The sequence below is a fragment of the Paenarthrobacter sp. NPDC090517 genome, from assembly GCF_044769165.1.
In the GTDB taxonomy this organism is placed as follows: Bacteria; Actinomycetota; Actinomycetes; order Actinomycetales; family Micrococcaceae; genus Arthrobacter.
In genome coordinates this window covers 750,973-776,713 of record NZ_JBIVXN010000001.1, presented here as the reverse complement: position 1 = coordinate 776,713, position 25,741 = coordinate 750,973, and the positions used below count along the sequence as shown (strand labels likewise).

Below are 25,741 nucleotides of genomic sequence, written 5' to 3'. Positions count from 1 at the left end.
ATGACGACTTCCACAGATACTTATGCTGTTCCCGGGGTCGGTGCCGGGCTGCTGGATGTTTACCGGCGCCGGTACCTCCTCAAGCTGATAGTCCGTAAGGAACTCCGTGTAAGGTACCGGGGCTCGGTCCTGGGCCTCGCCTGGTCCTACGTCAAGCCGTTGGTTCAGTACGTTGTGCTTTTCTTCGCTTTGGGAATTGTCCTGCGCGTCGGGGATCAGATTCCCAACTACGCGTTGTACATGTTCTCCGGCGTCATCGTCATCAACTTTTTCTCCGAAGCGTTTTCGAATGCCACGAGATCCATCGTGTCGAACGCTGCCTTGGTCAAAAAGATCTACCTGCCCAGGGAACTGTTCCCTGTTGCGTCAGTGTGGGTGGCAGCAGTTCATTTCCTCCCGCAACTTGTGGTTTTGTTGGCAGCTGCGCTGCTGAGCGGGTGGAAACCGGACATCATGCAGCTCATTGGAGCTGCTTTGGGCTTCGTCATTGTTGCAGTCACGGCGACCGGTTTGGGCCTCTTGGCTGGCGCCATCAATGTCTTCTTCCGCGACGCTGAAAACATCGTGGATATGTTGATGATGATCGTAACGTGGACGTCGCCGGTGCTCTATGACTGGACCATGATCCGCAGGCTCGCGCCCCCTTGGGTGTTGGTCATCTATCAGCTCAACCCGATCACTGTTGCTGTCGAATTGTTCCACTGGGCCTTCTGGTACCCCACTGTTGACCGTCCGGTGGAGCTTCCGCCGCATCTCATGTGGACGGGATTGATTGGTCTCGGCATGGCAGCCCTGTTCCTTATCATCGGCCAGCTCGTCTTCCGACGACTTGAGGGCCACTTTGCGCAGGAGGTCTAGATGGGCGCCGCAATAATCGTCAAGGGCCTTAAGAAGACTTTTAATCTCCGCCATTCACACTCCCTCAAGGAGACGCTCGTTTGGTTGGCCAAGGGTAGGAAAAGCGACCTCAGCAAGAAGTTCGATGCTCTCCATGATGTGAGCTTTGAGATTCAGCCGGGGGAGACCGTGGCACTGCTGGGGTTCAACGGCTCAGGAAAGTCCACGCTGTTGAAACTCATATCGGGCGTTATCCTGCCTGACAAGGGAACGGTCCGCACAAAGGGCCGCGTAGCTGGACTGATCGAGGTGGGCGCAGGCTTCCACCCGGACCTGTCCGGGCGCGAGAACGTCTTCCTCAATGCCGCCATTCTGGGAATGACCGAGCAGGAAATCAACGAGAAGTTCGACGAGATCGTTGCGTTCTCTGAAATAGAACAGTTCATCGACACCGAAGTGAAGTTCTACTCCTCCGGTATGTTCCTGAGGCTGGCTTTCGCGGTTGCGGTCCACACGCAGCCGGACATTTTCCTGGTGGATGAGATCCTGGCTGTAGGCGACGAACCTTTCCAGAAGAAGTGTTTGGCCAAGATCAAACAACTCTCGGAGGAAGGACGGACCTTGGTGGTTGTCAGCCACGACCTCGACATGATCTCACGCATCTGCGACAGGGGAGTGGTGCTTGCCTCCGGGACAGTGCAATTCGAAGGCCCAGCCAACGAAGCCGTAGCGTGGCTGCGGGACAGCAACTAGCAGATACTCCTTATGTGACCACGCATTAGGGTGGCATAAAGGCCACCTCCCATCTTCCCTGAAGATGGGCGGTGGCCTTTGCCGTACTCCGGAGCAGTACAAGAAGCTGCCATTCCATCAGCATGCATCGGCCCCGTGCGTGAATGGCTTTAGCGGGGCTTGAAGGCCACAAAAGAAGAGCGCCCGCTCCCAGTAAGGGGCGGACGCTCTTCTGCGTTACTGAGCCCTGAGGCCATGTCCGGTTGCTTAGACCGAAACCTTTTCTGCCGGCGCCTGAAGCACGCGTTCTTCCGACTTGGTCCGACGGTGCCGACGAACGTAATGGAAAACGGTGAACACCAATATCCCGAACCAAGCGACTGCTTGAGCGGCAAGACCCATGGTGATGCCCGGCGTCGTGAAGGAAACGTCCACTGAGGTGGCGCCGGCCGGAATATCCACCAGTATTACTCCCGCTGGGCCCTGAGTGAGCTTTTGCGGTTCCCCGTCAACCGTGACGGTGTACCCGGGCCAAGCGAGACGGGCGAGGGTCAACTTTCCAGCGCTGCCGTCGCCGGACAGGGTGATGTGTTCATCGTTGCCGTTCTTGACAGCATCCTGCACGGCGATACCGTCGGAAGCCCAGGAAACAGTACCGGGATAGGGCAGTGGATTCTGCCGCTGGAGAATTGTCCTGGTCTCATCCGAGGCCACGATCCTCCAGCCCGGGGCTACGTTCAGTTGGTCCGGGGCGATCAACGTTTTTTGGACGGCTACAGTCTCCACTTGGAGGACATCTGCCAAGGTAACGTCAATTTCGCTTGATGCCTGCTTGAACAGCTCCGTGTAGGCCAAGGGACACGTCTCCCCGCGGTAGTTCATGCACAAGGCGTTCACGTACGTGGTAAAGCTGATCCCGCTGTACCGACCCATGCTGTTGTTGACGTCCGCGTTGAGGATCTGATTGCCGTACAGGAGGCGGCCCTCAGTGAATTCCTCTCCTGTGATCTTCATGGTGTTGAAGATCTGAATGGTGTTGCCCCTGTAGTTACTGGTTGAGTCACGAAGGGTGTCTGCATCCACGGGTGAACCGATCCCGGCAACAGCGTTGTTGGGGACGAACTGTCGGGACTGCATTCCAAGCGTAGCGATTGTTCCGACAACCATTACGGCTGCGAGGCCGCGGTAGCCGAATCGCTTCCAACCGAGGACGGCCAGCCCCACAAGACCCAGCGTCACGGCCAAGGTGAAGACCTGCCATTTGCCGCCCTCAGGCACCATGGACCACGCCCGGTAGGTCCCGAAGCCCAGGATGGCCACAGTAATGAATAGCCGTTTTTTCCATGACGAGGTCTTCAGGCCCGCTGAAGCCACGACTGCGACGAGAACGATGACTCCGAGGTATACATACTCGATAAGCCGAATAGGCCAGCGGAAGACAAGCACCTGGGAGGGAGCGAAGGTCAGCAGGAAATAGATTCCAGTAATGATGTAGATACTGAATATTTGACGCGAGCGGTTCTTGAAGCTGCGGAAATCCAGCCACGGAAGCAACGGTAGGACAAACCACGCCAAGTAGCTGGACGGGACATTGTCTATGGGGGCCCAGAAGTTGTTAATCCGGGGCCTCATGGACGAGGTGCTCATGGTCAGCAACGATGACATATCCGGGGATAGGAAGAGGTCATTCAGGATTTCGCTCTGCTGCCGTACGGTGACGGCCGAGCTTAGGGGCAAGGGGAAATAGACCAGGACAGCGGTCAAACCAACCAGTGCACCCACGATGACGATTGGTATTAATCGACGCCAGTGCCTCATGAGCATGAGCTCGACGGCAACTGCAGCGAGAACCAGGATGACGCCGATGGCACCGTAAGGGTTTCCTGCAGTCATCGTCAGGAAGCCCAGGAGGAACGGCAGGAATGGTGAGGTGTTGCGACGCGCGTAGCGGCGAACAGACCACCAGAAAACGGTAATCCAGGCGAAAGCCATGAGGCCGCCTGGCCAACGGGCGGCCTCGTAGAAGAGCGTGAATCCGCTGAACGGGATGGCTACACCAGCAGCCAAAGCGAGCGGCCTGTTGGAACCGTAGTCGCGGGCGAGCATGAACGTCCCGAACGCCAGCAACGCGATGAATTGCACGATGATGAAATAACTCGCCAGAGACAAGTTCTCGAAGTTAGAGACGATAACTGAGTTGACGATGTTGACCGGGTTGAAGATGCCGTAACCCACCTCGGCCACGATGTTGCCGCCGACCCAGCCGCCGGGTTCCATCAGAGGGAATCGACCGGACCGTATCTCCTCGCCCATATGCCGCCACAAGGGGAGGAAAGACTGCATCATGTCGTCCCAGTAGTAGAACGTGGGATTGAACAGTCGCGGAATGATGGAGGCAACGGCCGCTATAGCGGCAGTAACAATTCCCCAATGCCAGTCGTGCTGCATGAAATAGCGCCGCCGGGTGACCGGGGGTCGCTGGGCAGTAGCCCCGGAGGTTCCTGCTGTCATGGTCTTAGCTTGCTCCTTAGCGCGCGGCATAAGTATGGACTTTGGCCTGAAAGACTGCCGTGGTTACGGAAAACCAGAAGGCGTCCGTCACCACCCGCTACTTGGCCTCGGAGGTGGAATCTACGGAGGTTTTGGAAGTGGACTGTTGCCGCCACCGGAAGTGAACAAAGGCGATACCGACGCACAGCAGATCGGCGATCGTGAACATAATTCGTGAAAGGGCAGCGATTGCCGTCGCGGCACCGGCGCTCATCATTCCAGCCAGGGCAAGGATCAAGATGGCTTCGCGGGCACCTACACCGGCGGGGAGCAGGAACGCCAGCACTCCCAGCGTCATTCCAAGAGCCAATGCACCGGTCAGTACCAGGAACGTTGCGAGGTCCAAAGTGGCCTCGTGACCAACCAGGATCCACAGGTGCAGGCCGAAACACAGGTACATCAGAACGCCAAGAATGAAGGCCTTCACCATGGTGTTGGCCTGAATTCGTTCGGGGAGCGGTGGCCGGCGGAACACTCGCAGAACAATGTTGACCAGGAACGTCACGACATTCGGGTTCATCGCCAGGATGACTACTGGGAGTATGACGTACAGCCACTGCAGATTGGGCTGCCGTTGGACCAGGATTGGAAGAGCAGAAGCTCCAACCACCAGGGCCGCCCCGATGGTGATTCCGGTGCTCACCAAGGACGCTACGAAAACCTGCGCGCGCGCAATGCCGTTTTTTCGGCCAAGCTCCATCTGAAGCACGAAGGCCCACACAGAACCGGGCAGGTACTTGCCGATCTGGCCGACCAGATAGATCTGGTTGAGCACCAAACCTTGGGGTTCAATGTCTACTGACCTCAGCAGACTCGCCATGACTACCCGCCACATGTACATTCCCAGGAGAACGCCAGGAATTAGTGCCAGCAGGGACAGAAGGACCTGCCACCATTGCAGGGCGAAGACGGTGGCTTGGACTTGTGGCCATTGGACTGCAATGAAATACACCGCAGCGGCGAACACGATCACTACCAAGGCGCGTCGGGCGAAATCAACCAGCTTGGCCTTGGTGCTCTTTGCAGCTGGCTGTTCAGGATTCAGATCGTTGTCATTTGAAGGTGTTTCCGCGATTGAACCCGTCATGAGGCATGCGTTCCCGCGCTTGGCGCCACCGCGAACTCACTCCGACGGCGGCGCATGGCTACCAGCCCCTTGAACATTTTTACGACGTCGGCAGTACGGATGGTGGTTTCGCCTGGTTCGTCGTCGGGAGCCAGCGTGACGGGCACTTCGACAATCCTGAAACCCTGCTTCTCAGCGGCGTAGACAACCTGGGTGCTGAAAAGGAACCCGGGGTCATCGAAGCGGTCAACCATGCTTCGAAGCCAGTCGCCGTCGACGATCAGCGTTCCTTGGGAGTCGCCGATCTTGGACCCGAGTATTACCTGTCGCAGGGTCTTGAAACCAAAAGTAGTAATGCCGCGGATGACACTGCGCTCAGTGATCGAGTCCTTGTGGGCCTTCGAACCAATGACAATGTGCGGTTTGGTTTCGAGCTTCTTGTCTTCGTCGAGATCATCAGTGCCGAAGGGGAGATCGTCCGCTGTGAGAAGCACTCTACGGCCGGAGCTTGCTTCGATGCCCCGGCGATAGGCATTGCCCATGCCCTTTTGGCTCTGGAGAACCTGGAACGTCACATTGGGAGTATCCACCGCATGCTTGAGCGCAACCTCAAGTGTGTTGTCGGAAGAACCGTTCTCCACGATGATGATCTCGGAGGTGCCACTGGTCAAGTAGCCGGAAAGGCGGGCCATTGTTGCCGCCAAAATCCGTTCTCCGTTATAGACCGGGATCACAACGGAGAGATCCGGTTGGCCTGCCTGGTCGAAAGTCAAGACTCTCCTCGGTAGTTCGTGCCGACGAATTCTTGAACGCCAGCCGCAGCCCGCAACGCTGTTGTCACGAGTTCCTTGCAAACCCTCAGTCTAGTTCATTACTGGATGCCTTCTGGGGAAGGGTGGCGGTTTCAGCGCTGACAGCAGACGAAAGGGGTGCACCGGATATTCTCCGATGCACCCCTCAAAACGGCAAGCCAGGTCCGGTCCCTGTCAGGGGAGTGACGTGAATCCTTGCCATCCGGTGCCTACCTGGCCCCAAGCCAGCCAGCCCCCGGAGCCATTGCCGGGATAGAGCCACAGATTGCCATTGGCGTCCCGGGCAAGTACGTCAGCTTTGCCATTCCCGTTGAAGTCCCCCGGTCCGAGCAACGCCGTCATGCCGTTCCATCCGCTTCCGATTTGGGAGCGGCTGCCCCAGCCGCTGCTGCCATTGCCAGGGTAGAGCCACAGGGCACCTGCAGTATCCCGGGCCAGCACATCAGCCTTCGCGTCGCCATTGAAGTCACCCGTGCTGAATATGGCGTTCATGACGTTCCACCCGGCTCCTACTTGGGTCCGACCAGCGCTGAACTTGCCCAGGCCGTCGCCCTTATAGAGCCATAGGACACCAGAAGAATCCCTGGCAAGGACGTCGGATTTTCCGTCCCCGCTGAAATCACCGGGGGCGATCACGGACGTCATGCCGCTCCAGCCTGAGCCCGCTACCTCAGGAGGCTGCCAGCCGCCCGCACCGTTTCCTCTGAAGAGCCACATTTGACCGGACGCGTCCCGGGCCAGGACATCGCTTCGTCCGTCGCCGCTGAAGTCCCGGGTTGGGGCGATCAGGTTGTAGTTGTTCCACGATGTGCCGGTGTTGACCTTGCCGAGCCATCCGCCTGTGCCATTACCCGGGTAAAGCCACAACGTACCGGCCGCGTCCCTGGCCAAGACGTCATTCTTGGCGTCCGAGTTGTAGTCCTTCCAGGTATTGGCTGGCGCCGCAGGCAACGTGTATGTCTGCGAGGCTACTGCGGATTGGTTTCCTGCAGCATCAACGGCGAAATACTTGACGGTGGTGGTCGCTGTCGGTGTCACTGTAACGGTTGTGGTCCCGCTCGGGCTGGAAACCGTCGGAGTTGAGTTGTTCGTGGTGTAGTAGATCTTCGCGCCGGACTCTGTGGTCAGAGTGACCTTTTGCCCGAGAGTGAGGTTTCCGCCTTGTGGGCTTGCCGTCACGGTCGGCGCAACATTGTCCAACACGTACACCTGAGTTTGGGGTGTGGAGGCATTGTTGGATGCATCGACGGCCATGTACTTGATCGTTTTGCTTCCCATCGTTATGGGACCGGTGTAGAGAGTACTGGCCGTGGTAGGAGTCGTGCCATTCTCTGTGTAGTAGATCTTGGCGTCGGCTTCATTCGCGGTCAAAGTGACCTTTGCAGCAGGACCGTACGTTCCGCCGAGGGGACTGGCTGTCACTGTGGGTGGCGTCGTGTCAGCCACGAAGACAGTGAAGTTGACGCCTGCGACGGCGGTGTTGCCGGCAACATCCCGGGCTTCCACCTCGAACCTCTTTGGTCCGTTGGCGATGTCTGCATAGACCTTAGGTGAGGTGCAGGTGGTGAAGGCATCAGTTCCCAAACGGCACCGGAATCCCGCCACATCTGGCGAGGTGGAGGCGAATTGGAACTGGTATCCGGCTCCCACGGTAGCGCCGCTGGCCGGAGCCGTGATGGATACCTGGGGGGCCGTCAGATCAGCTGTCACGGTTTGCGCAGCTGCAGCGCTGACATTCCCGGCCGAGTCTGTGCTGCGGATCCTCAAGGTATGGCTGCCCGCAGTGGTGAGCGTGAAAGTGTCGCCCGGTACACACGTCTGGAAAGCGGCATCCGCAGTGGAGTCAACAGAGCAGCTCAGTGTTGTTCCTGGCTCGAAAGTGGCACCGAGGACAGGTTTGCCGTTCACCACTTGACCACTGTTCGGAGCGGTGAATACCGGTGTAGCTGGAGCGATTGTGTCCACTGTGAAGGTCCGTGAAACCGGAACCCCGCCGGGGGCCGGCCTGACGGAAAACGTCTGCGGTCCATTGTTCAATGCAGTTGACGTGTAACTTCCGCCAGTGCAGTCAACCCAAGCACCGCCCATGGAGCATTCCAAAGCGCTGCCTGCTGGTTCGGCGGCCACTCCGAATGTTGGAGTTGTGTCATTCGTGAATTCGGGGTTGGGAGCCAGTGCACCACTCGCCAGCGTGGGGCCGGAAGTAATTTTAGCTACAGCGCCGCCGAGGATGCTGATGCTGCCTCTGCCGGTTGCCGGAGTGGATTCCAACTGGCCGGGATCGTCCAAAACCAGCAATTGTCCTCCGCGCATGCCCAGGCCGCTGATCTTGCTGAAGCCCAGAGCCCACTGGTTGTCTACTGCACCCGTGGTGAGGTTGAGGCGTGAGACCTTGTCTGTGCCTGCTGTCGTACCACTGCTCGTCCCTGTATAGATGACGTGCGCGTCGTAGTCGTAGAAGATGGACGACGCAATGCCTACGTTGTAGGAAGCCAACGGCACGTAGTCTGTCATTGCACCATTGCCCGGCGCGGAGAATGCCCTAAGACCCGTGGTTTCCAGGACATACACGCTGACATATCCGTTGCTGTCCCAGCCCGCTGCCACAAGGCCGCGCGCCCGGGTACTGACCGAAGCGATGGATTCAATGCTTGGGTGCATGATCGTCGGATCAACGATCTTGATGATTGAGCGGGCGTTGGCGAACGATAGGTAGATGTTGCCGTCCGGGCCGTCCGACACTGCGTTGGGGCGGACGTCACCGTCGAGGACCGTCAGCGTACTGCTGTACTCAAAGAGGTCCAGCGGAGGATTCCACACAGCCCGTACAAGATGAGAACTCCCAACGGCTGAGTCCGGGATGAAGGCTGTTTCGTCGCCGTTGCCAATAGAGCCGGGCGTCGGGTCGAGAACTACGGAAACACCGGGCACTTTGGGGCCAGGGCCGGCTCCGGGCAGGCTTCCGCCCAAGCAAGTGTCTTCCTCAATGGTGCCCGCGTTCCCATTAACGGGTTCGGACATCCGGCAGAATCCGGCCACACTGTCTGAAACCCACATCCTGCCAATGGGGTCCAGGACCGTTCCAGCCGGCTTGGTGAGCCCGATGCCTATGATCTGTTTCTGTTGGTCGGCATGTGCGGGGGTACTGGAGACCACCGCTGTCATACCTGCAACGGTCAGAAGAACCGCAGCCAGTGCTGTGGTGACCTTGTGGCCGCGACGCCGCCAACCGCCGTCGGGCCTTATCTGCCGTTCCATCACGCCACTTCCTTCAGCCACTTGGTGAGGACTGCGGCCTGCGGTGCCATGGGCGCCAGGGTGAGCGCTCCCTTGACGATGGGCACGCCGCCAAGCCCATAGAGTGCCGTACTTATGGTTGGTGGATTATTTCTGGTGCATGCTTTGATAATCGCAAGGCAAATGTCATTACGGTTGCCAACGGCCCCCGCTTCAAGAGCGACATTTACCGCGGCATTTTCTTCGGCTACCAGAACCTGGGGCTGAGGACCCACATATGTCACCACGACATCTGCGAATTTCTTGTATTGAGTGTTTGCCCAAACCTCTTCAAGGCTCGACAAGATGATGAGCGGATTTCCATTAATCCCGCGGCACTCAAATTGATAGCGCTTTACTGGTTCGGGTCTTTCGACGCGTGGTTTGTCGGCATCGCCGGCATTCGTCACGCCCAGCCTGAATGGCTCAACATTTTCAACGACCTTGACCGAGCAGCCTGTAAGAACGAGACCGGCTAGGCCAAGCTGGACGATAGCGCGTCTTGGCATGTCCACCGAGGGATCCCCACTTCATTCGGATGCTCCCCAGCTCCGCATGCAGTTGGATTTTCGCCCCAGCCGTTGCCGGCTGCATTACTCTATCTTCTCCCAAATTCCGCATTTGTCACTACTTAGTAAGTCTTTTTCTTCAAGGAGTATTCCTGACTGACCCTCAGCTGCGCCGCCGCTGGCCTTTGTGCTGCCGTCTGAGGCCGATACCGACCACGTGCAGCCCTCCGGCGGCGTCTTCCGGAGATGGAACTTTCCGGGCATCAGGCCGCCGTTGGTCACCGCATACTCGCCATCCGCAGCTCTCTCGCCGGACGCCCAATATCCAATAACTCGTCCTTGTGGCGCCCTGGGGCATAGCTCGCTGGCCGCCTGCAGCATCTGCCGGCTGCTGCGTCCGAAGAGCTCGGAAGCTGCTTCGTCGCTAACGCGGCTACAGAGCGACAATGCAGTTAGGTAGGCGTCGAGCCCTTCGGATGCTGGCACGCCGGGCTCAGCTAAGGAGATGATCCTTGCCTCATCCTCCGTGGGTTCGAACGGGACAGGCCCCTCGTAGTTTGCTGTGCAGGAAGCCAGCCGGACATATTCCGAGGAAGCCCAAACCTCGGCGAGGCTTATGTAAGTAACGTCTGGAACGGCCTCGTTAACGTTTGAACACACATACGAGAACCGGCCTGAATCATCAGGAGCCCCAGCACCCTGTCCGCTGCCTTCGCCCGGCTGCGTCGGTTCCGGGGTTGCTATGGCCGGTGATGAGGGTGCTGTGGTAGGAGGTTCCGATGCAAAAGAACCGGAAGGTGCCCCGGCGGAACTTGTCGTGGTTGGTGTCGGCGCGCCGGAGCAGCCAGCCACTAGCAGTAGCAGCGCCGCAGCGGCCGGGTACAGGGTTCGCATGGTGACCTCCACCTCCATGGTTGTCATAACCCGAATGCCGGTCAATGCATTTGCCTGCGAATCGGGTATCGATACCGCTACAAAATGGCGACGCCTGCATCGAAGGCCTTGCTCCAGAGACCAAGGCCTTCGACGGGTACGGAACTTAAGCGAACATCGAGTTCAGCGTGTTGATGACAGTTGCTTCTACGCCGGTTGTTCCGCCCCGAAAGTGGCCAATGTGCCCGTAAACGGTCATGGAGCCGCCCGCGATCCCGGGATGGTCCGGGTCCCAGCCGCCCTCATAGCTGCCGCCGGAGGAGTAGGGCGGCAGGAACTGTGCACTGGGCACGTAGTAGCAGGATTCATTTCCGTAGCCCCCGACGATCACGCCGTTTGCTCCGCCGAACCTTGCTCTGAAGTATGCGGCATAGCCACTCACCAGCTCGCCACCGACAATCCCGATCCTCAGTTGAGGGCTGCCTCCGAACTTCCACACTTGGAAGGGACAAACGACTGAGGTCTCGTAACTGCCGCTATCAATTCGACCGATCATGACTTGGGCGTGGCGTCCGTACCAGGCGGGATTGCCATCGAGGTTGGGTAGCCGGGATGCATAGGCGGCCCGGACAGCTGCCATGTTGCCTGCCGTGGGCGTGATATCCAAGGGGATCTCAACTTCCCGGTAGCTTGTCAGGAGCGGGCTGCCTATGATTCGACCCGGCGTCTGCATGGCCACGTCAACAGCAGCACCGAGTCTGGTGGCGTACTCGTCCCTCAACTCCCAACTGGGTACTCCCATGGGATTCTGATCTCCAGCCGCTCCCTGCAGGAACAAGGCAAAGCATTCGGGGTTGGTGTTTTCGATGTAGTTACATGCCCCGGCGGGAAAGTCGCCGTCGAACAGCGTACGCATACCAGCCGCGACCGGATGGCACGCGTAGTTGAAAATCACCGCCGCGGCGTTGCCGTTTGGCTTACGTGCCACAATGACGGGAACTGTGTTCTCAAGGTAGGGAAGGCCCACCCTGTTGTACGCGATGCTGGCCGTAGTGACCTTGTAGTCCAGAGTGACGGCAGTCTGCGAGGCATTGAGCGCTTCCCTGGCCGCGTCCACGAGGTCGTTCTCCAAGTGCTGGCTGTAGTTCTCCACCATAGACAAATCCGACAGCCCGTAGCACATGAACGGGTGGAGGGTGTCAACTATGGCCGGCCCGTTATGGGTGTGGGTGGACTGGATCAGGATGTCGCTGTTTGACCAGCTTGCCAACTCAAGGATCCGTTGCCGGGCACGTTGATGAATGGATCTGGGCAGGGCGAGAATGTCCACGCTCATGATCAGGTTGGGGGAGCCGTTTTCCCAAAGAACGATCGCCCGAACCCACAGTGATTCGTAGGGTGCACTACTGGTGGCCTCCCGGCCGCCGTCGAGGGTCCCGTAGCCCGCCATGTAGGGATTGACAGAAAGCGGCGGCGAAATGCTGACCTTGGCCGTTGAAACGGTAAACGCCATGAAAGATCACTCCTTGATTGTGCGCATTGGTGACCTTCGCTTGCCCCCAAACAAAGCCCGTTTCCCGAATGCGCTGAACAGCCAATACGTGAGACCACCTTCATTAGATCACGCCATCCAGGGATTTAGACCCGTCCCTTGGCTCAAACATTATTTGTTTCCATTACGTAGTTTTGCCCAAATGGGAAAGGGTCTGCACACTCCCTTTCGGAGTGTCCAGACCCTTTCGCTTTTCGAGTCGGAGTGTGCGGGCTTCTAACTTCCAGCGGGGGCGAGGATTCTCAACCCGCCCCATCCGGTGCCAACTTTGGTGGGCGAACCCCAGCTGCGATTCTGTCCGACCGGGTAGTAACGCAGATCGCCGTCGGTCGTCCGGGCCAGAACTCCGGTTGATCCCGCCCCGGCGAAACCACGGATGGATCCGAAGCTGTTGACCACATTCCAGCCGATACCTACGAGGCCCGGCGCTTCCAAGACCAGGGCTCCACTGCCGTTTGACCGGTAGAGCAATAAATCACCGGCGGCATTCTTCGCCAAGAGGTCCATGTTGGAGTCCTTGTCGAAGTCCATCTGGGCGATGCCCAATCCGGACCAACCCGTACCAATCTGAACACGCGCGCCCAAGCCGGCGCCGGATGGATTACTAATGTGGAACAACCGACCCGCGGAATCGTAGCCAACAATGCTCGGCCGGGCATCGGCCTTCCTCCACGAACCCACGGTTAGCGTCCAGTCCTTCCAACCGGTTCCGAGACTGATCGGCGCCCCGTAGCCCCGGCCGATGAATCCCGGGTAGACGCTAAGCCGCCCATCGGTCCACTGCGCAACGATGTCCAAGGCGCCATCGTTGTTCCAGTCTGCGAGGAAACCGGCCTTAAGGCCGGTCCACTGAGTGCCGATAAGCTCGGCTGGTAGCAAGGAAGTAGATCCCGACCCGGGGTAACGGTACAGGTTGCCGTCTTGACGAGCGGCCACGACGTCCTGCGCGTCCACCCCGAGCGTGCGCTCAACGTTGACCGGTGCGCCGCTGATGACGTTCGCGTCATTCCATCCCACTCCGATGAGGAAGCGGTTGCCCCAGGAACCGGAGACAGCCGGGTAGTAGTACAGGTCACCATTGGCAGTCCGGGCTTGGAGCCCTTGCGAACCGGAGCCGTTGAAACCCGCTGCGGAGCTGACCGATGTCATGCCGGACCAGCCGTTGCCAATCACCCGGCTCGATTCGGCGAGGAAAGATCCCACACCGTTGGAGCGGTATAGACGCATGATCCCGTCGGCCGTCCGGGAGACGATGTCCTGGTTGCCGTCGCCGTCGAAGTCCAGTTGGTTGAATTGGTGCCCTCCGAATCCGGTTCCGATCATCACACCTCCGCTGAGGGCACCTCCTGCCGCATTCGTGTACCGGTAAAGGTTTCCTTTGCCATCCTGGCCGATGACACCCGGATAACCGTCCCTCGAGTTCCACCACCCAACCGTGAGCGACATTTCCTGCCACCCGGTTCCCACCAGCAAGGGTGAAAGGAATCCGCCGCCGGAGGCACCGCGGAAGACTTGGAGCGAGCCGTCCCGCCACTGGGCGAGGATGTCTTGGACCCCGTCCTGGTTCCAGTCAACGACGTGGACGGATTGCGCGGTTCCCCAACCGGCCCCAATCGTTACCGGTCCTGTGATGCGGCCCTGGCCGTCTGCCGGGAAATTGTCCAGGCGTCCGGAGGGCATGGCAGCGAGCACGTCAGCCCCGGACCGGATGGAAGGGCTGGATGGGCGGGGGACTCCACGCGCAAATGTCCGAAGCTGGTCATAGGTGCCGTTGAAAATGTTTGAATCGCCCTCAAAGGGGCCGGTGCTGCTGTACTGCCACATGGTGTAGTTGCCCCAACTGACCGGCAGGTTACCCGGGGAGTTGGTTGGGTTGTTCCAGTAGGACGCGATCCACAGGGGGTAGCTTCCGAAGGTGGAGTTTCCCACACAGGTATTCCACCAGTCCGTGGTGCTGTAGATCACCGGGAAGCGGCCGGTCAGGGCCTTGACTGTGTTGCCAAAGTCGGCCGCCCACTGTCCGAGCTGCGCTTTGGACATGTCATAGCACGTGTTGCCGAAGTAGAACCCGTTGATGGTCCGTCCGGCATAGGGGTTGTACTCGATGTCCAGGACGGGAGGCAACGTGTACCCGTCGGCTGTCCACCCACCACCGTTTGCCACAAAATATCTGGCTTGATCGGCACCTGATGACCAGTTGGGTATAGCGAAGTGGTATGCGCCCCGGACCATTCCTACGTTGCGGGATCCGTTGTACTGCTGTGTGTACTTCTCATTCAGGTAGTAGTTGCCTTCAGAGGCCTTGACGTATGCCCATCGGGAACCTTGATTCCATTGGTTCTGCCAGTTGATGTCGGGTTGGTGGGCGCTGACGTCCTGTCCGGCAATGCCGATACTGGGCCGCCAATGTCCCGTGTCAGCCGCCATGGGGACTGCTGAGTCCAAGGCTCCGCCGATTGCTTTCGCTCCGGAAGGCTGCGAAGCCGCCTTCTGTTGATTGGCCATTACTCTCGGCGAGCGCTGCCCCATCTCTGCACCACCGGCTGGAATGGCGGCGCGCATGGCGGATTTCATGGCTTCGGCGTCCGGGGCGTTGCCGGGCATGGACCTGGGCGTTGCGGCAGGTGCTTCGGTCTGACCGGAGGCAGTGGGGCTTGTCGCCACGGGTGAGGGTTCGACGGCGGCCGGCCGCTCTTGCTGATCGGGCGCCGGTGCACTCGTTGACAACCCGCTGTCCGGAGCGGACCCGGAGCCGTCGCCGGCCGGCCGGGGGCCCTGCGGCGGCGGGCTTTCCTGAGTATTGGAATGCGGGGCCGGTCGAGGGCCGGAAGACTGCGCCCACGCGGGAACTCCCAGGCTGCTGGCCGCCAGCAGTGCGACAGTAAGCGCCAAGCCGGCACGTGCCAGAGGGATGCGGTGGACCAGGTCCATCGAATTTGTTTTCATTTTCACATCCGGCCCTGAACCGCGGCTTAGCGGCGCATGGTGTGGCTTGCGGACAAGCTCCGGGGCGGGCGCCTGCGCATGAGACCAAAGGCCAGCTCCTAACGGGCTTTACCCTAACATTCCGAAACTGGAGTGACTAGTGGGATTCCAGATGCATATGTGACAGAAGGGGGCATTTATCCACACCTGCTATCTCAGCGACTTGGGCGTCTGCTTTCGCTCGCCTAGCGTGAATGACTCGAGATGCGCCTCTCATTTACGGGTTCGTGATCATGGGGAGAGATGTGGATGCTGTAAAAATCGTCGAGGGAGAAGTCCGGGAACTCATACGACGCCGCGGTTTGGATCCGCTGGAACAAACCAAGGATGTTCGGCTTCTGGTAGATGAGGCCGTCGACGATTACGACGAACGGGCACTTCTTGGCCCTCTGCCTTCACTCGGACACCTCGAGGCCGCCCGACAACACATCTTCGATGCCGTTGCGGGGTTTGGGCCACTGCAGCCGCTTTTGGATGATGCCGGAATCGAGGAGGTATGGATTAATGCGCCGCACGAGATCTATGTGGCCCGCAATGGGGAATCCGAGCTGACGGCCGTAACACTCAGCGATCAGCAAGTGCGGGATCTCGTAGAAAGGATGCTCAAGAGCTCGGGGCGCCGTTTGGATCTTTCATCCCCTTTTGTGGATGCGGCACTTCCCGACGGATCCAGGTTGCACGTAGCGATCCCGGACATTACCCGTAAGCACTGGGCCGTCAACATCCGGAAATTCATTGCGCGGGCAAACCGACTCGAACACCTCGTTGAGCTTGGAAGTTTGACGCCCCAAGCCGCCAGGTTCCTTGGCGCTGCAGTAGCCAGCGGGCTCAACATCCTTGTTTCGGGAGCTACCCAGGCGGGAAAGACAACCATGCTGAACTGCCTTGCCGCGAGCATCGGTTCCCGTGAACGTGTCATCACGGTTGAGGAGATCTTCGAATTGCAGCTCCCGCTGCGCGACGTAGTCGGGTTGCAATGCCGGCAGGCAAATCTCGAAGGTGAAGGGGAAATTCCGTTGCGGCGGCTGGTTAAGGAAGCGCTTCGGATGCGTCCCGATCGCCTGGTAGTGGGAGAAGTTCGCGAAGCCGAAAGCCTCGATATGCTGATCGCACTGAATTCCGGCTTGCCCGGGATGTGCACCGTGCATGCCAATTCCGCACACGATGCCGTCACTAAGATCTGCACGCCACTCCTGGCGGGAGCGAATATCTCTAGTGCTTTCGTAGTCCCCACTGTGGCATCCTGCATCGATCTGGTGGTGCACTGCGGTCGACATTCAACCGGGCGCAGGCAGGTAACCGAAATTCTTTCCCTGGGGCGCAGGGTGGAAAACGGGATCATCGAATCCACTGGTGTCTTTGGCATGGTTGCTGGTCAGTTGCAGCCCAGGGCAAATTCCATGCCGGCAGCGGAGAAGTTTGCCCGGGCAGGCTTTGACGTGGCTGCCCTCCTGGAGTTGAACTGATGGCACCGTTGCTTGGGATCGTGTGTGGCCTGGGAGTGTTCCTCGTTTGGTGGTCAGCGTGGGTGGAGCCACCGGTTGAACCCAAAAGAAGCACGCCACGTCGCTTGGACCTCCTTCTGATGGCAGCAGGGATCGAGAAAGTCACGGGCGGCGGGCTCCTTGCCACCTGCGCCGGATTCGGCTTGTGTGCGCTGCTGGCGTTCTACGTCCTGACAGGCTCGCTGCCTGTTGCCTCATGCTTTGCGATATTCGGTTCCTGGATTCCGTTTGCGGCGGTACGTTTGCGTGCCCGGAAGCGCAGGACGGCGCTCCGGCAGCTGTGGCCGGATGTGGTGGACCACTTGCGGTCGGCGATTCGCGCGGGTCTTGCACTGCCGGAGGCGTTGGTCCAGCTGGGATACAACGGACCGGAGGAGCTAAGGGAATTGTTCTTGGACTTTGGAGCCGACTATAGAGCGGCCGGGAATTTTGAGGCGGCGGTGGAAAGGCTCAAGGATCGGCTGGCAGACCCTGTAGCCGACCGCATCATAGAAGCCTTGCGAATGACCCGGGAAGTGGGCGGTTCAGACCTTGGGCGTATGTTGGGTACCCTCTCTGCGTTCCTGCGTGACAGCGCCAGGACCCGAAGTGAGCTTGAGGCCCGGCAGTCGTGGACGATCAATGCTGCCCGGCTTGCTGTAGCTGCTCCCTGGATAGTTCTAGTGGTCATGGCAAGCCGGCCCGAAGCCATGATTGCTTTCAACTCCGGCAGGGGCGCGGTGGTGTTGCTGGGAGGGCTGCTGATCTCAGTTTTTTGCTACTCCGTGATGCTTCGTGTTGGCGCCTTGCCAGAGGATGAGCGGGTTTTTCGATGAACACCTCGATTGCTTTCGCCGTGTTGTGCGGCCTGGTCCTGGGCGCCGGATTCTGGTTAGTGCTTGTGCGGCTCCCGTTCATGCGGCCACTGCGATTCTCTGACCGCATTGAACCGCAGTTAAAGTCGCAGAATCTTGATTCGCGCCTTCTCCGTACGCCAACGGACAATCTCACGCCCTTCGGCCCGTTGGAACGCATACTCCGCCCCATCATTCGGGATGCAGTCATCGCCATGTCCCGGCTCAATCTTGGTTCCACAGCCCTGAGTAGGAGGCTTGCCCGTGCCGGTTCAAAACAATCAACATTGGACTTCCGGGCTGAGCAGCTTCTTTGGGCTGGCGCCGCTTTCGTGCTCTCTGTCCTCGTGGTTGTCGCGCGAGCGACCTCCGGGCAATTCAGTCCGGCCGCGTCCTGTCTCACCGTCCTTGGAAGCGCGCTGGGAGGCTACCTGCTTCGCGATTTTGTGTTGGGGCTGAGGATCAAACGGAGGGAATCCAGGATGTTATCCGAGTTTCCCAGCTTGGCGGAGTTAATGGCGCTCGCTGTTGCTGCCGGAGAGAGCGCAATGGGCGCAATGGACAGGGTGAGCCGCAGCTCGAATGGTGAGCTCTCCAGGGAATTTGCCACAATTCTGGCCGATACACGGTCCGGGAAACCGCTAACGGAAGCACTTCAGGCTTTTTCGTCCAAGGCTGACTTGCCGCCCCTGGTCAGGTTTATAGACGGATTGGTGGTTGCTGTTGAACGCGGAACGCCCCTCGCAGACGTCCTTCGGGCGCAAGCGGCGGATGTCCGTGATGCCGCGCAACGGGAACTCATGGAGTCTGCAGGCCGAAAAGAAATTGCCATGATGGTGCCGCTTGTTTTCGGCGTGCTTCCTCTGACCGTGGTCTTCGCTGCGTTCCCTGCCATCGCAGCCTTGGAAATGAGCCTTTAGCGCAGTGTCATCAATCCGTCCTTTCCGTACTTTCAACCGGCGATGCTACGTCAGTAATTGCTGGAAACACATTGGGGAAAACCATGAAACGAGTTACAAACAGATTGTCCGCTGCCTCTCTCCCTCTGCTTTGCTGCCAGTGGTTGTTCGTGGTCATTGCTTTGAGAGTGTTGCCCCAGAGGGAAGATCGCGAGCGCGGTGACGTACCTGGTTGGGTAATGATCACTCTAATGTCAGCGATCCTCGTGGCGGGACTACTTGCCATCGCGACACCGGCGTTGGGTGATCTCTTCAATCAAGCAATGAGCAAGGTGGGCAAGTAGGGCATGGGATGCACCATAAAAGCCTTGTAGGTGGCTGTTTCAATCCAAGGAGTGTTGGACATGTGAATGAGCGTGGATCAGCGGTTGTCGACTTCGTGTTGGTTGGCGCATTGCTGACTTTGTTTTTCATGGCGATTGTTCAGCTGACGCTGGTGCTGCACGTTCGGAACACGCTTATTGATGCTGCCGCTTCCGGAGCGGGCTACGGGGCATTGTCGGATCGAACGTCCTTGGACGCCCGTGCCCGGACTGCCGAGTTGATTGGTGCGGCGTTGAGCAGTGACTTTGCACGCGATGTCACGTCGACTGAAATCACCACAGATGGGATCCGAACATTGGAAGTTACAGTGAGGGCACCTCTGCCGGTGGTGGGCCTGATCGGCCCCGCCCAAACCTTGGAGGTCAAGGGTCATGCAGACGTCCCCGGGTGACACGTCAAGGTCCCTACTCGTGGCTTTCCGGCTTCGGCTGCGGGCGGCCTTGTGCTTACGGGCGGAGCCGCTTGGGACAGCAACGACTTACGCTCCCCAACAGGAACAAGAAGCCCAAGGGGGCAACGCAACGGTTGAATTCACCTTTCTGGCGTTGCTGCTCATGGTCCCCGTCGTCTATTTCGTGGTGACTGTAGGCCAGATCCAGGGCGGATCGTTTGCGGTAGTTGGCGCTGCTGACCAAGCGGCGAAAGTCTTCGTGACTCAACGGGATCCCGTCAGCGCAAGGATTGCAGCGGAGCGCAGTGTTCTTGTGGCCCTCAGGGACCACGGTCATGACGCTGAGAAGGCCAGCATCACCATCGCGTGTAATCGCGGGAGTTGTTTGGCAGCCGGCGCAACCGTAACCGTCACAGTGCGCCTGGACGTGTCTTTGCCCTTGATGCCATTCGCGGACGTGCTGCAATTGCACGCGAGTCGACTCAGTGCCTCGGCATCGCAGGTTGTAGGGCGTTACCAATGACAGTGGTGGCACCGAATGGGCACCCGCGGGAGGATGGCCAGATATCGGTTCTCATCCTGGGTTTCGTGCTGTTGTCGCTCCTCCTTGCTTCGGTGGTTATGGGAGCTTCAGCTATGTATTTGGAGCGCAAGAAGCTCCTGTCCCTGGCTGACGGAGCGGCTCTCGCGGCCGCAGATTCCTACACGGTGGGGGATATCGGGGGAAGCGGTATTCCTTCCACATCGCTGGTAGATGCAAGGGTGCTCGCCGCAGCCGGCTCCTACCTCGACGCCAGCAACGCTTTTTCCCGACATGACCAACTGGCTATCGCGCCGGACACGGGAAGCGAGCCGGGGGGTACAGCAGTGGTAGTCCTCACTGCCATAGCGCATCCGCCGGTGATCAGCTTTCTGCTCCCCGATGGGATTCTCATTGAGGCGAGGTCAACTGCCCGTTCCCGGCTGACCCAGTGAGTGCGTCTATCATGGGCGGGGCAAAGGCGCCATCAGGGAGGCCAACAGATAGCGTACGCTGGGAAGATCATGGCTGAAATTGATTTTCCCGCGGAAATCCGCGCACTTCGAGCAACGTATAGCTCAATCGAGAACGTCACCGATATCGATGCCTTAAAGGCTGAGATCGCTGAGCTGAGCGAGCAGGCAGGGGCTCCGGACCTTTGGGATGATCCTGCTTCTGCCCAAGTGATCACTTCCCGGTTGTCGCACCGGCAGTCCGAAGTTGAGCGCCTGTCCAAGCTCGCTTCCCGGATTGACGATCTCGAAGTCCTGGTGGAACTAGGCCAGGACGAGGGCGATGAGGATTCGATGGCGGAAGCGGCCAAAGAACTTTCCTCTATCCGCAAGGCGCTGGCGGAACTCGAGATTACAACCCTTTTGTCGGGCGAGTATGACGAACGCGAAGCTGTAGTGACCATCAGGGCAGGAGCCGGCGGCGTCGATGCAGCCGACTTCGCAGAGATGCTCATGAGGATGTACCTGCGTTGGGCCGAACGCCATGGGTACCCGACCACTGTGATGGACACGTCCTATGCCGAAGAAGCCGGCCTGAAATCGGCCACCTTCGAAGTCAAGGCACCTTACGCCTTTGGCACGTTAAGTGTTGAAGCCGGAACCCACCGCTTGGTCCGCATCAGTCCTTTCGATAATCAAGGGCGCCGCCAGACATCCTTCGCAGCGGTGGAAGTCATCCCCTTGATCGAGCAGACAGACTCGATCGAGATCCCGGACAATGAAATCCGTGTTGACGTCTTCCGGTCGTCAGGTCCGGGCGGGCAGTCGGTCAATACAACTGACTCCGCAGTGAGGCTGACTCACATCCCTACGGGCATTGTGGTCTCAATGCAGAATGAGAAATCGCAGCTTCAGAACCGGGCGGCCGCCATGCGCGTGCTCCAGTCCCGACTGCTGCTGGTTAAGAAGGAACAGCAGGACGCGGAAAAGAAGGCATTGGCCGGAGACGTCAAAGCCTCCTGGGGCGACCAAATGCGCTCCTACGTCCTCAATCCCTACCAGATGGTCAAGGACCTGCGAACGGAACATGAGGTGGGCAACACCTCGGCGGTGCTTGACGGCGATATAGATGATTTCATTGACGCCGGCATTCGTTGGCGTACCGGCAACCGAAACGCAGCGGCCAACTAGACACCGACTAATGTGGCTTGGGTCATGTGAGACTTCGTATTCCGCGACACGCCCTTGAAAGCCGCGGAATAGCGGCTTACCCGTGCGTATAGTCGAGTGGCCGGTGCTCTCACTTCCCCCATCGAAAGCCCGCGCTCCGGCTGTTGGACTGGGCGACTATGTCATGTCCGGCGGGGTTCTAAAGGGCCATGATCAGATTTGAGAATGTCACCAAGGTCTACGAGCAGAATGCCCGACCGGCGCTCGATTCTGTGAGCCTTGAGATCAACCGCGGCGAATTCACCTTTCTGGTGGGCGCTTCAGGATCCGGCAAGTCCACCTTCCTGCGGTTGATCCTGAAAGAGGACAAAGCCTCGTCCGGATCCGTTTACGTCGCGGGCCAGAATGTTGCCAACATTTCGAGTTGGCGCGTCCCGAAGCTTCGGCGCGGAATCGGCGTCGTCTTCCAGGACTTCCGGTTGCTCCCTCAGAAAAACGTCTTCGCGAACGTAGCATTCGCGATGCAGGTGATCGGCAAAAGCCGCTCGATTATCAGGGAGACAGTACCTGAGGTCTTGAAGACGGTTGGCCTTGAGGGCAAGGAACGTCGCATGCCTCATGAACTATCCGGTGGTGAGCAGCAGCGCGTGGCGATTGCCCGCGCCGTCGTAAACCGCCCTGGCATTTTGCTGGCGGACGAACCGACCGGAAACCTTGATCCCATCACTTCGATGGGAATCATGGGAGTCCTGGACAAGATCAACCAGAACGGCACCACGGTAGTGATGGCAACCCACGACGACGACATCGTCAATGAAATGCGCCGCCGCGTGGTGGAGCTCAAGAACGGCAAGGTCATTCGCGACGAAGCCAAGGCGCTGTACACCTCGATGATTCCCGTGGTTGGGGAATCGCGCCGGCTGCGGGACGCCAGCGGGGAAGAGCTCAACCGTGCGCAGGGGGCACAGCTGTGAGGCTTTTGTTTATTCTGGGGGAAATCGGTGGTGGCCTGCGCCGCAACCTCTCCATGGTTATTTCCGTGGTCTTGGTGACTTTTGTTTCCCTGACGTTCGTTGGTGCGGCGGGAATGCTGCAGATGCAGATCAACCAGATGAAGGGCTACTGGTACGACAAAGTGCAGGTAGCCGTCTTCCTCTGTAATGACGGTTCGACGGCGGTGGGCTGCGCTTCGGGTTCGGCCACCAAGGAACAGCAGGACAACCTGCAGGCAATGCTCGAATCACCGGCAATCAAGCCGTACATCAACGATTTCCAGTTCGAGTCCCAAGCCGAGGCGTACACGCACTTCAAGGAGCAGTTCTCCAACTCTCCGATTGTGGATTCAGTATCTGAAGACCAGTTGCCGGCCTCGTTCCGGATCAACATGAAGAACCCCGAAAAGTACGAAATCATCAGCGAGACGTTCTCCTCGCAACCGGGTGTTGAAACAGTCAGTGACCAACGGCAGGTGCTCGAGCGCATTTTTTCCTGGATGAACGGGGCATCGGTTGCGGCCATAGGCGTGGCGGCGGTGATGATTTTCTGTGCGGTCCTTTTGATCACCACCACCATCCGTCTGTCGGCATTCAGTCGACGGCGGGAGACAGGAATCATGCGGCTGGTTGGTGCATCCAAGACGGTGATTCAACTGCCGTTCATCCTGGAAGGTGTAATAGCTGCCGTTGTGGGTGCGCTACTGGCCTCCGTCACGCTCTGGCTTATGGCCCACTTCTGGCTGAACGGCGACTTGTCGAGGCAGTTCCTCAACACCCCGTTCATTTCGTCCACGCAGGTCCTGGTGATCGCACCGGTGCTTATTGCCCTTGGCGCTGGTCTTGCCGGCATCTCTTCCCTCTTAACTCTCCGGCGTTACCTGAAGGTGTAACCGTGAACGTCCTGACTGAAACAACGCCCATGCTGATAAGCGAAAAGGAATCCTGATGACCACGTTGGACCCGAACCCCCTGCGCCGGCGCCTTGCGTCGGGCCATGCTCGGTTTCTGGGGGCGGTTCTTGCTGTTGGCCTGGCTGTCAGTCTCCTTTCAGGCGCTCCAACAGCCCAGGCAGATAGCCTTGAGGACCAGCAGGCTGCGCTGGAAGCAGAAGCGGCCCGGGTCCAGGCTTCGCTCGAGTTTGTCGACTCAAACATCGCAAAGGCTGCCGGTGACCTGGTGATTTACCAGGGCCGGCTTCCCGGTGCACAACAGGCTCTGCTTGAGGCGCAGGGGCGGGTGGCTAGTGCGGTGAAGGAAGTTGAGGCACTTGCCGCCAGGGTTGAGCTTGCCCAGCAGAACAAGGCCAAAATTACGGAGCAGCTGGAGAGTGATAAGCAGAAGATCACGGACACCAAGAAGCTGATCGGACAGATCGCCTCCCAGGCCTACAAGTCCGGTGGAGTTCCCACCAATATTGCACTCTTGTTCGGCTCCAGTGAATCCGGAAGTTTGACCGAGTCCATGGACTTGGCTGACCAGGCCATGCGCAGCCAAAACGCGGCGATGACCAAACTCACCCAACAGAACGCCACCAACGTGAACTCCCAGGCGAGGCTTGTTGCTGTCGAGGAAGAAATCCAGGACCTGAAGGCAAAGGCGGACGCCGCGCTGGAACGGGAAAAGTCGGCGAGGGACGAGGCTGCGAGCAAGAAAGCCGAAGTCGACAAGCTGATTGAAGACACCACCCGCCTCAATGGACAACTTCAGGCCGCTAAGCCGGGCATTGAGGCCAACCTTGCGCGGGTAAAGGCCGAACAGAGTACGGTCGCCGCCGAAATCGTGGAGCGTGACCGGAAGCTGAGGGAAGCCTGGGAAGCGGAACAGCGCCGAATTGCCGAAGAGGCCGCGGCTGCGGCAGCTGCTGCAGCCGCAGCCCAAGGAAGGCCCGCACCTCCTGAACCGCCGTATTCTCCTCCGCCGGCCGGTTCGCCGTCGGCCTTCGGTCTTCGGCACCCCTTCGCAAGTGCTGTCCCCATTACGTCCGGATTTGGCTGGCGGGCAACACCACCAGGCACCATCGACTTCTATGGCACCGGTGGTTACATGCACACGGGCATCGACTTCGGCGCGGCATGTGGCACGCCCGTCTATGCAGCGGCGGCCGGCGAGGTCTTCAACTCGGGCTGGAATTCCGCCGACGGCGGCGGATGGCGGGTAAAACTGTCCCATGGTGTGGTGCAAGGCAATTCGCTGACCACCATCTACTACCACAACAGCAGCATTGTTGTAGCAAACGGCCAGCAAGTATCGGCGGGGCAACTCATCGCTTACTCGGGTAGCACGGGTAACTCGACAGGTTGCCACGCGCACTTCGAAACCTGGCTCAACAGTGCCGCAGTGGACCCCATGACTCTCCTTTAGCGTGCGGATGGCGCGCAGAGGTTGTCTCGCGCTGGCGTACACTAGTTGAAATCCGCATCTAACAAGGAGTTCTACCGTGCCCAAGGAAAGTGGCCGTAAGGTAGTGGCCACCAATCGGAAGGCCCGGCATAACTACCATGTCCTGGACACCTATGAGGCAGGCATTGCCCTCATGGGAACAGAGGTAAAGTCCCTCCGTGAAGGTCATGCCTCCATGGTTGATGGCTTCTGCACCTTCTACAACGACGAACTGTGGATGGAGGGCATCCACATCCCTGAGTATCACCAGGGGAGCTGGACAAACCATGCTGCTCGCCGCCGTCGTAAGCTCCTGCTGCACCGCGATGAACTGGACAAGATTTCGCAGAAAATTCGTGAGTCCGGCTTCACCGTAGTGCCGCTTCAGCTTTACTTCCTGGACGGCCGTGCCAAGGTGGAAATTGCCATCGCCCGAGGCAAGAAGGATTACGACAAGCGCCAGACGCTCCGTGAGCAGCAGGACAAGCGTGAGTCGCTGCGTGAGTTGAGGGAACGCAACCGACGCTAGGGAGCGTGTCTCCGGGGAATGATCAGCCGGTTGGATGCGTTATGATAGGTAGTCCGACGGGAGTTCAAAGACTCTTGGCGGGTTTGGTAACAAAATACGGGGATGATCGGTTTCGACGATGTTAGTCGCGACAGGTGAAGCGGGCCGAGGATGCAGAATTATCTCGTAAACGCTGTCTGCAAACCAATAAGTGCCGAATCTAAGCGCACTGACTTCGCTCTCGCTGCCTAAGCAGTAAGACAGTCCGTCAGCCCGGGGTTGCTATCGCCCCGGTTCCTGGCGTCATTTAGATAGCCACTGCTGTTTGCCTTCGTCATTGAGGTAAACGGGACTTTTAGATGACTGGGCCCGGATCAGCCACCTGTTCGCAGGATGGCTGGGGCCGAGAAAATCCGACGCGAACTGCGCCCGGAGAAGCCCTGACAAAACGACATCGGACGGGGGTTCAATTCCCCCCATCTCCACCCCGGAAAGCCCTCGGATCCTTGTGAT

General features: G+C 58.9%; 22 protein-coding genes and 1 other RNA gene. 15 read left to right on the top strand and 8 right to left on the bottom strand.

Going from position 1 to position 25,741, the window contains the following annotated elements; genetic code table 11:
* Both ACIQTW_RS03600 and ACIQTW_RS03595 read left to right on the top strand, forming a co-directional pair.
* Positions 1 to 858 (top strand): ABC transporter permease, encoded by an 858-nt coding sequence (locus ACIQTW_RS03600; RefSeq protein WP_024817353.1) that lies wholly within the window; start codon positions 1 to 3, stop codon positions 856 to 858.
* Positions 859 to 1,590 (top strand): ABC transporter ATP-binding protein, encoded by a 732-nt coding sequence (locus ACIQTW_RS03595; RefSeq protein WP_402933757.1) that lies wholly within the window; start codon positions 859 to 861, stop codon positions 1,588 to 1,590.
* A 246-nt stretch (positions 1,591 to 1,836) separates the two neighbouring features.
* Here the strand turns inward: ACIQTW_RS03595 and ACIQTW_RS03590 are convergent, their stop codons facing one another.
* The 8 genes from ACIQTW_RS03590 to ACIQTW_RS03555 all read right to left on the bottom strand — a co-directional run bounded on the left by ACIQTW_RS03590 (position 1,837) and on the right by ACIQTW_RS03555 (position 15,153).
* Complete coding sequence (locus ACIQTW_RS03590) at positions 1,837 to 4,080, bottom strand: hypothetical protein (RefSeq protein WP_402933754.1); 2,244 nt, start codon at positions 4,078 to 4,080, stop codon at positions 1,837 to 1,839.
* 97 nt (positions 4,081 to 4,177) lie between these two features.
* A complete protein-coding gene (locus ACIQTW_RS03585; protein ID WP_402933751.1) occupies positions 4,178 to 5,206 on the bottom strand; it encodes a lysylphosphatidylglycerol synthase domain-containing protein in 1,029 nt (342 codons plus the stop codon).
* Positions 5,203 to 5,958 carry a glycosyltransferase gene (locus tag ACIQTW_RS03580; protein ID WP_243836811.1) on the bottom strand — a complete coding sequence of 252 codons (756 nt, stop codon included), beginning with the start codon at positions 5,956 to 5,958 and terminating at the stop codon, positions 5,203 to 5,205. Before ACIQTW_RS03580 ends, ACIQTW_RS03585 begins: the two co-directional genes overlap by 4 nt.
* A 213-nt stretch (positions 5,959 to 6,171) precedes the next feature.
* Positions 6,172 to 9,255 carry a chitobiase/beta-hexosaminidase C-terminal domain-containing protein gene (locus ACIQTW_RS03575; protein WP_402933749.1) on the bottom strand — a complete coding sequence of 1,028 codons (3,084 nt, stop codon included), beginning with the start codon at positions 9,253 to 9,255 and terminating at the stop codon, positions 6,172 to 6,174.
* Complete coding sequence (locus ACIQTW_RS03570; protein WP_402936208.1) at positions 9,255 to 9,782, bottom strand: hypothetical protein; 528 nt, start codon at positions 9,780 to 9,782, stop codon at positions 9,255 to 9,257. Before ACIQTW_RS03570 ends, ACIQTW_RS03575 begins: the two co-directional genes overlap by 1 nt.
* Before the next feature lie 84 nt (positions 9,783 to 9,866).
* Positions 9,867 to 10,703: a hypothetical protein gene (locus tag ACIQTW_RS03565; RefSeq protein ID WP_402933746.1), complete on the bottom strand. Its 837-nt coding sequence runs from the start codon at positions 10,701 to 10,703 to the stop codon at positions 9,867 to 9,869.
* A 118-nt stretch (positions 10,704 to 10,821) separates the two neighbouring features.
* Positions 10,822 to 12,168, bottom strand: a complete 1,347-nt coding sequence (locus ACIQTW_RS03560) for a hypothetical protein (protein WP_402933742.1) — start codon at positions 12,166 to 12,168, stop codon at positions 10,822 to 10,824.
* 255 nt (positions 12,169 to 12,423) lie between these two features.
* Positions 12,424 to 15,153, bottom strand: a complete 2,730-nt coding sequence (locus ACIQTW_RS03555; RefSeq protein WP_402933739.1) for a GH25 family lysozyme — start codon at positions 15,151 to 15,153, stop codon at positions 12,424 to 12,426.
* Positions 15,154 to 15,437: 284 nt separating this feature from the next.
* On the opposite strand from ACIQTW_RS03555, the gene ACIQTW_RS03550 reads away from it, so the two are divergent.
* The 13 genes from ACIQTW_RS03550 (at position 15,438) to ssrA (ending at position 25,716) form a co-directional block, all read left to right on the top strand.
* Positions 15,438 to 16,658 (top strand): CpaF family protein, encoded by a 1,221-nt coding sequence (locus ACIQTW_RS03550; protein ID WP_402936206.1) that lies wholly within the window; start codon positions 15,438 to 15,440, stop codon positions 16,656 to 16,658.
* The gene (locus ACIQTW_RS03545) at positions 16,658 to 17,512 is read left to right on the top strand and encodes a type II secretion system F family protein (protein ID WP_402933736.1); all 855 of its coding nucleotides are present in this window, start codon (positions 16,658 to 16,660) and stop codon (positions 17,510 to 17,512) included. The genes ACIQTW_RS03550 and ACIQTW_RS03545 overlap by 1 nt, the downstream gene beginning before the upstream one ends.
* A complete protein-coding gene (locus tag ACIQTW_RS03540) occupies positions 17,509 to 18,450 on the top strand; it encodes a type II secretion system F family protein (RefSeq protein ID WP_402933733.1) in 942 nt (313 codons plus the stop codon). The genes ACIQTW_RS03545 and ACIQTW_RS03540 overlap by 4 nt, the downstream gene beginning before the upstream one ends.
* Before the next feature lie 83 nt (positions 18,451 to 18,533).
* Entirely contained in the window at positions 18,534 to 18,773 is a 240-nt protein-coding gene (locus ACIQTW_RS03535; RefSeq protein WP_402933730.1) for a hypothetical protein, read from the top strand.
* A gap of 8 nt (positions 18,774 to 18,781) precedes the next feature.
* Entirely contained in the window at positions 18,782 to 19,204 is a 423-nt protein-coding gene (locus ACIQTW_RS03530; RefSeq protein ID WP_402933727.1) for a TadE family protein, read from the top strand.
* Positions 19,185 to 19,727, top strand: a complete 543-nt coding sequence (locus ACIQTW_RS03525; RefSeq protein ID WP_402933724.1) for a hypothetical protein — start codon at positions 19,185 to 19,187, stop codon at positions 19,725 to 19,727. Before ACIQTW_RS03530 ends, ACIQTW_RS03525 begins: the two co-directional genes overlap by 20 nt.
* Complete coding sequence (locus ACIQTW_RS03520; protein ID WP_402933721.1) at positions 19,724 to 20,179, top strand: pilus assembly protein TadG-related protein; 456 nt, start codon at positions 19,724 to 19,726, stop codon at positions 20,177 to 20,179. The genes ACIQTW_RS03525 and ACIQTW_RS03520 overlap by 4 nt, the downstream gene beginning before the upstream one ends.
* A gap of 69 nt (positions 20,180 to 20,248) precedes the next feature.
* The gene (prfB, locus tag ACIQTW_RS03515; protein WP_309073003.1) at positions 20,249 to 21,367 is read left to right on the top strand and encodes a peptide chain release factor 2; all 1,119 of its coding nucleotides are present in this window, start codon (positions 20,249 to 20,251) and stop codon (positions 21,365 to 21,367) included.
* Between the two features lie 188 nt (positions 21,368 to 21,555).
* Positions 21,556 to 22,320 carry a cell division ATP-binding protein FtsE gene (ftsE, locus tag ACIQTW_RS03510; RefSeq protein WP_017198501.1) on the top strand — a complete coding sequence of 255 codons (765 nt, stop codon included), beginning with the start codon at positions 21,556 to 21,558 and terminating at the stop codon, positions 22,318 to 22,320.
* Entirely contained in the window at positions 22,317 to 23,231 is a 915-nt protein-coding gene (gene ftsX / locus ACIQTW_RS03505; protein WP_017198500.1) for a permease-like cell division protein FtsX, read from the top strand. The genes ftsE and ftsX overlap by 4 nt, the downstream gene beginning before the upstream one ends.
* Before the next feature lie 55 nt (positions 23,232 to 23,286).
* Positions 23,287 to 24,702, top strand: a complete 1,416-nt coding sequence (locus tag ACIQTW_RS03500; RefSeq protein WP_402933715.1) for a peptidoglycan DD-metalloendopeptidase family protein — start codon at positions 23,287 to 23,289, stop codon at positions 24,700 to 24,702.
* 76 nt (positions 24,703 to 24,778) lie between these two features.
* The gene (gene smpB / locus ACIQTW_RS03495) at positions 24,779 to 25,249 is read left to right on the top strand and encodes an SsrA-binding protein SmpB (protein ID WP_017198498.1); all 471 of its coding nucleotides are present in this window, start codon (positions 24,779 to 24,781) and stop codon (positions 25,247 to 25,249) included.
* 98 nt (positions 25,250 to 25,347) lie between these two features.
* Positions 25,348 to 25,716, top strand: a transfer-messenger RNA (tmRNA) gene (gene ssrA, locus ACIQTW_RS03490).
* The last annotated feature ends 25 nt before the right edge of the window (positions 25,717 to 25,741 follow it).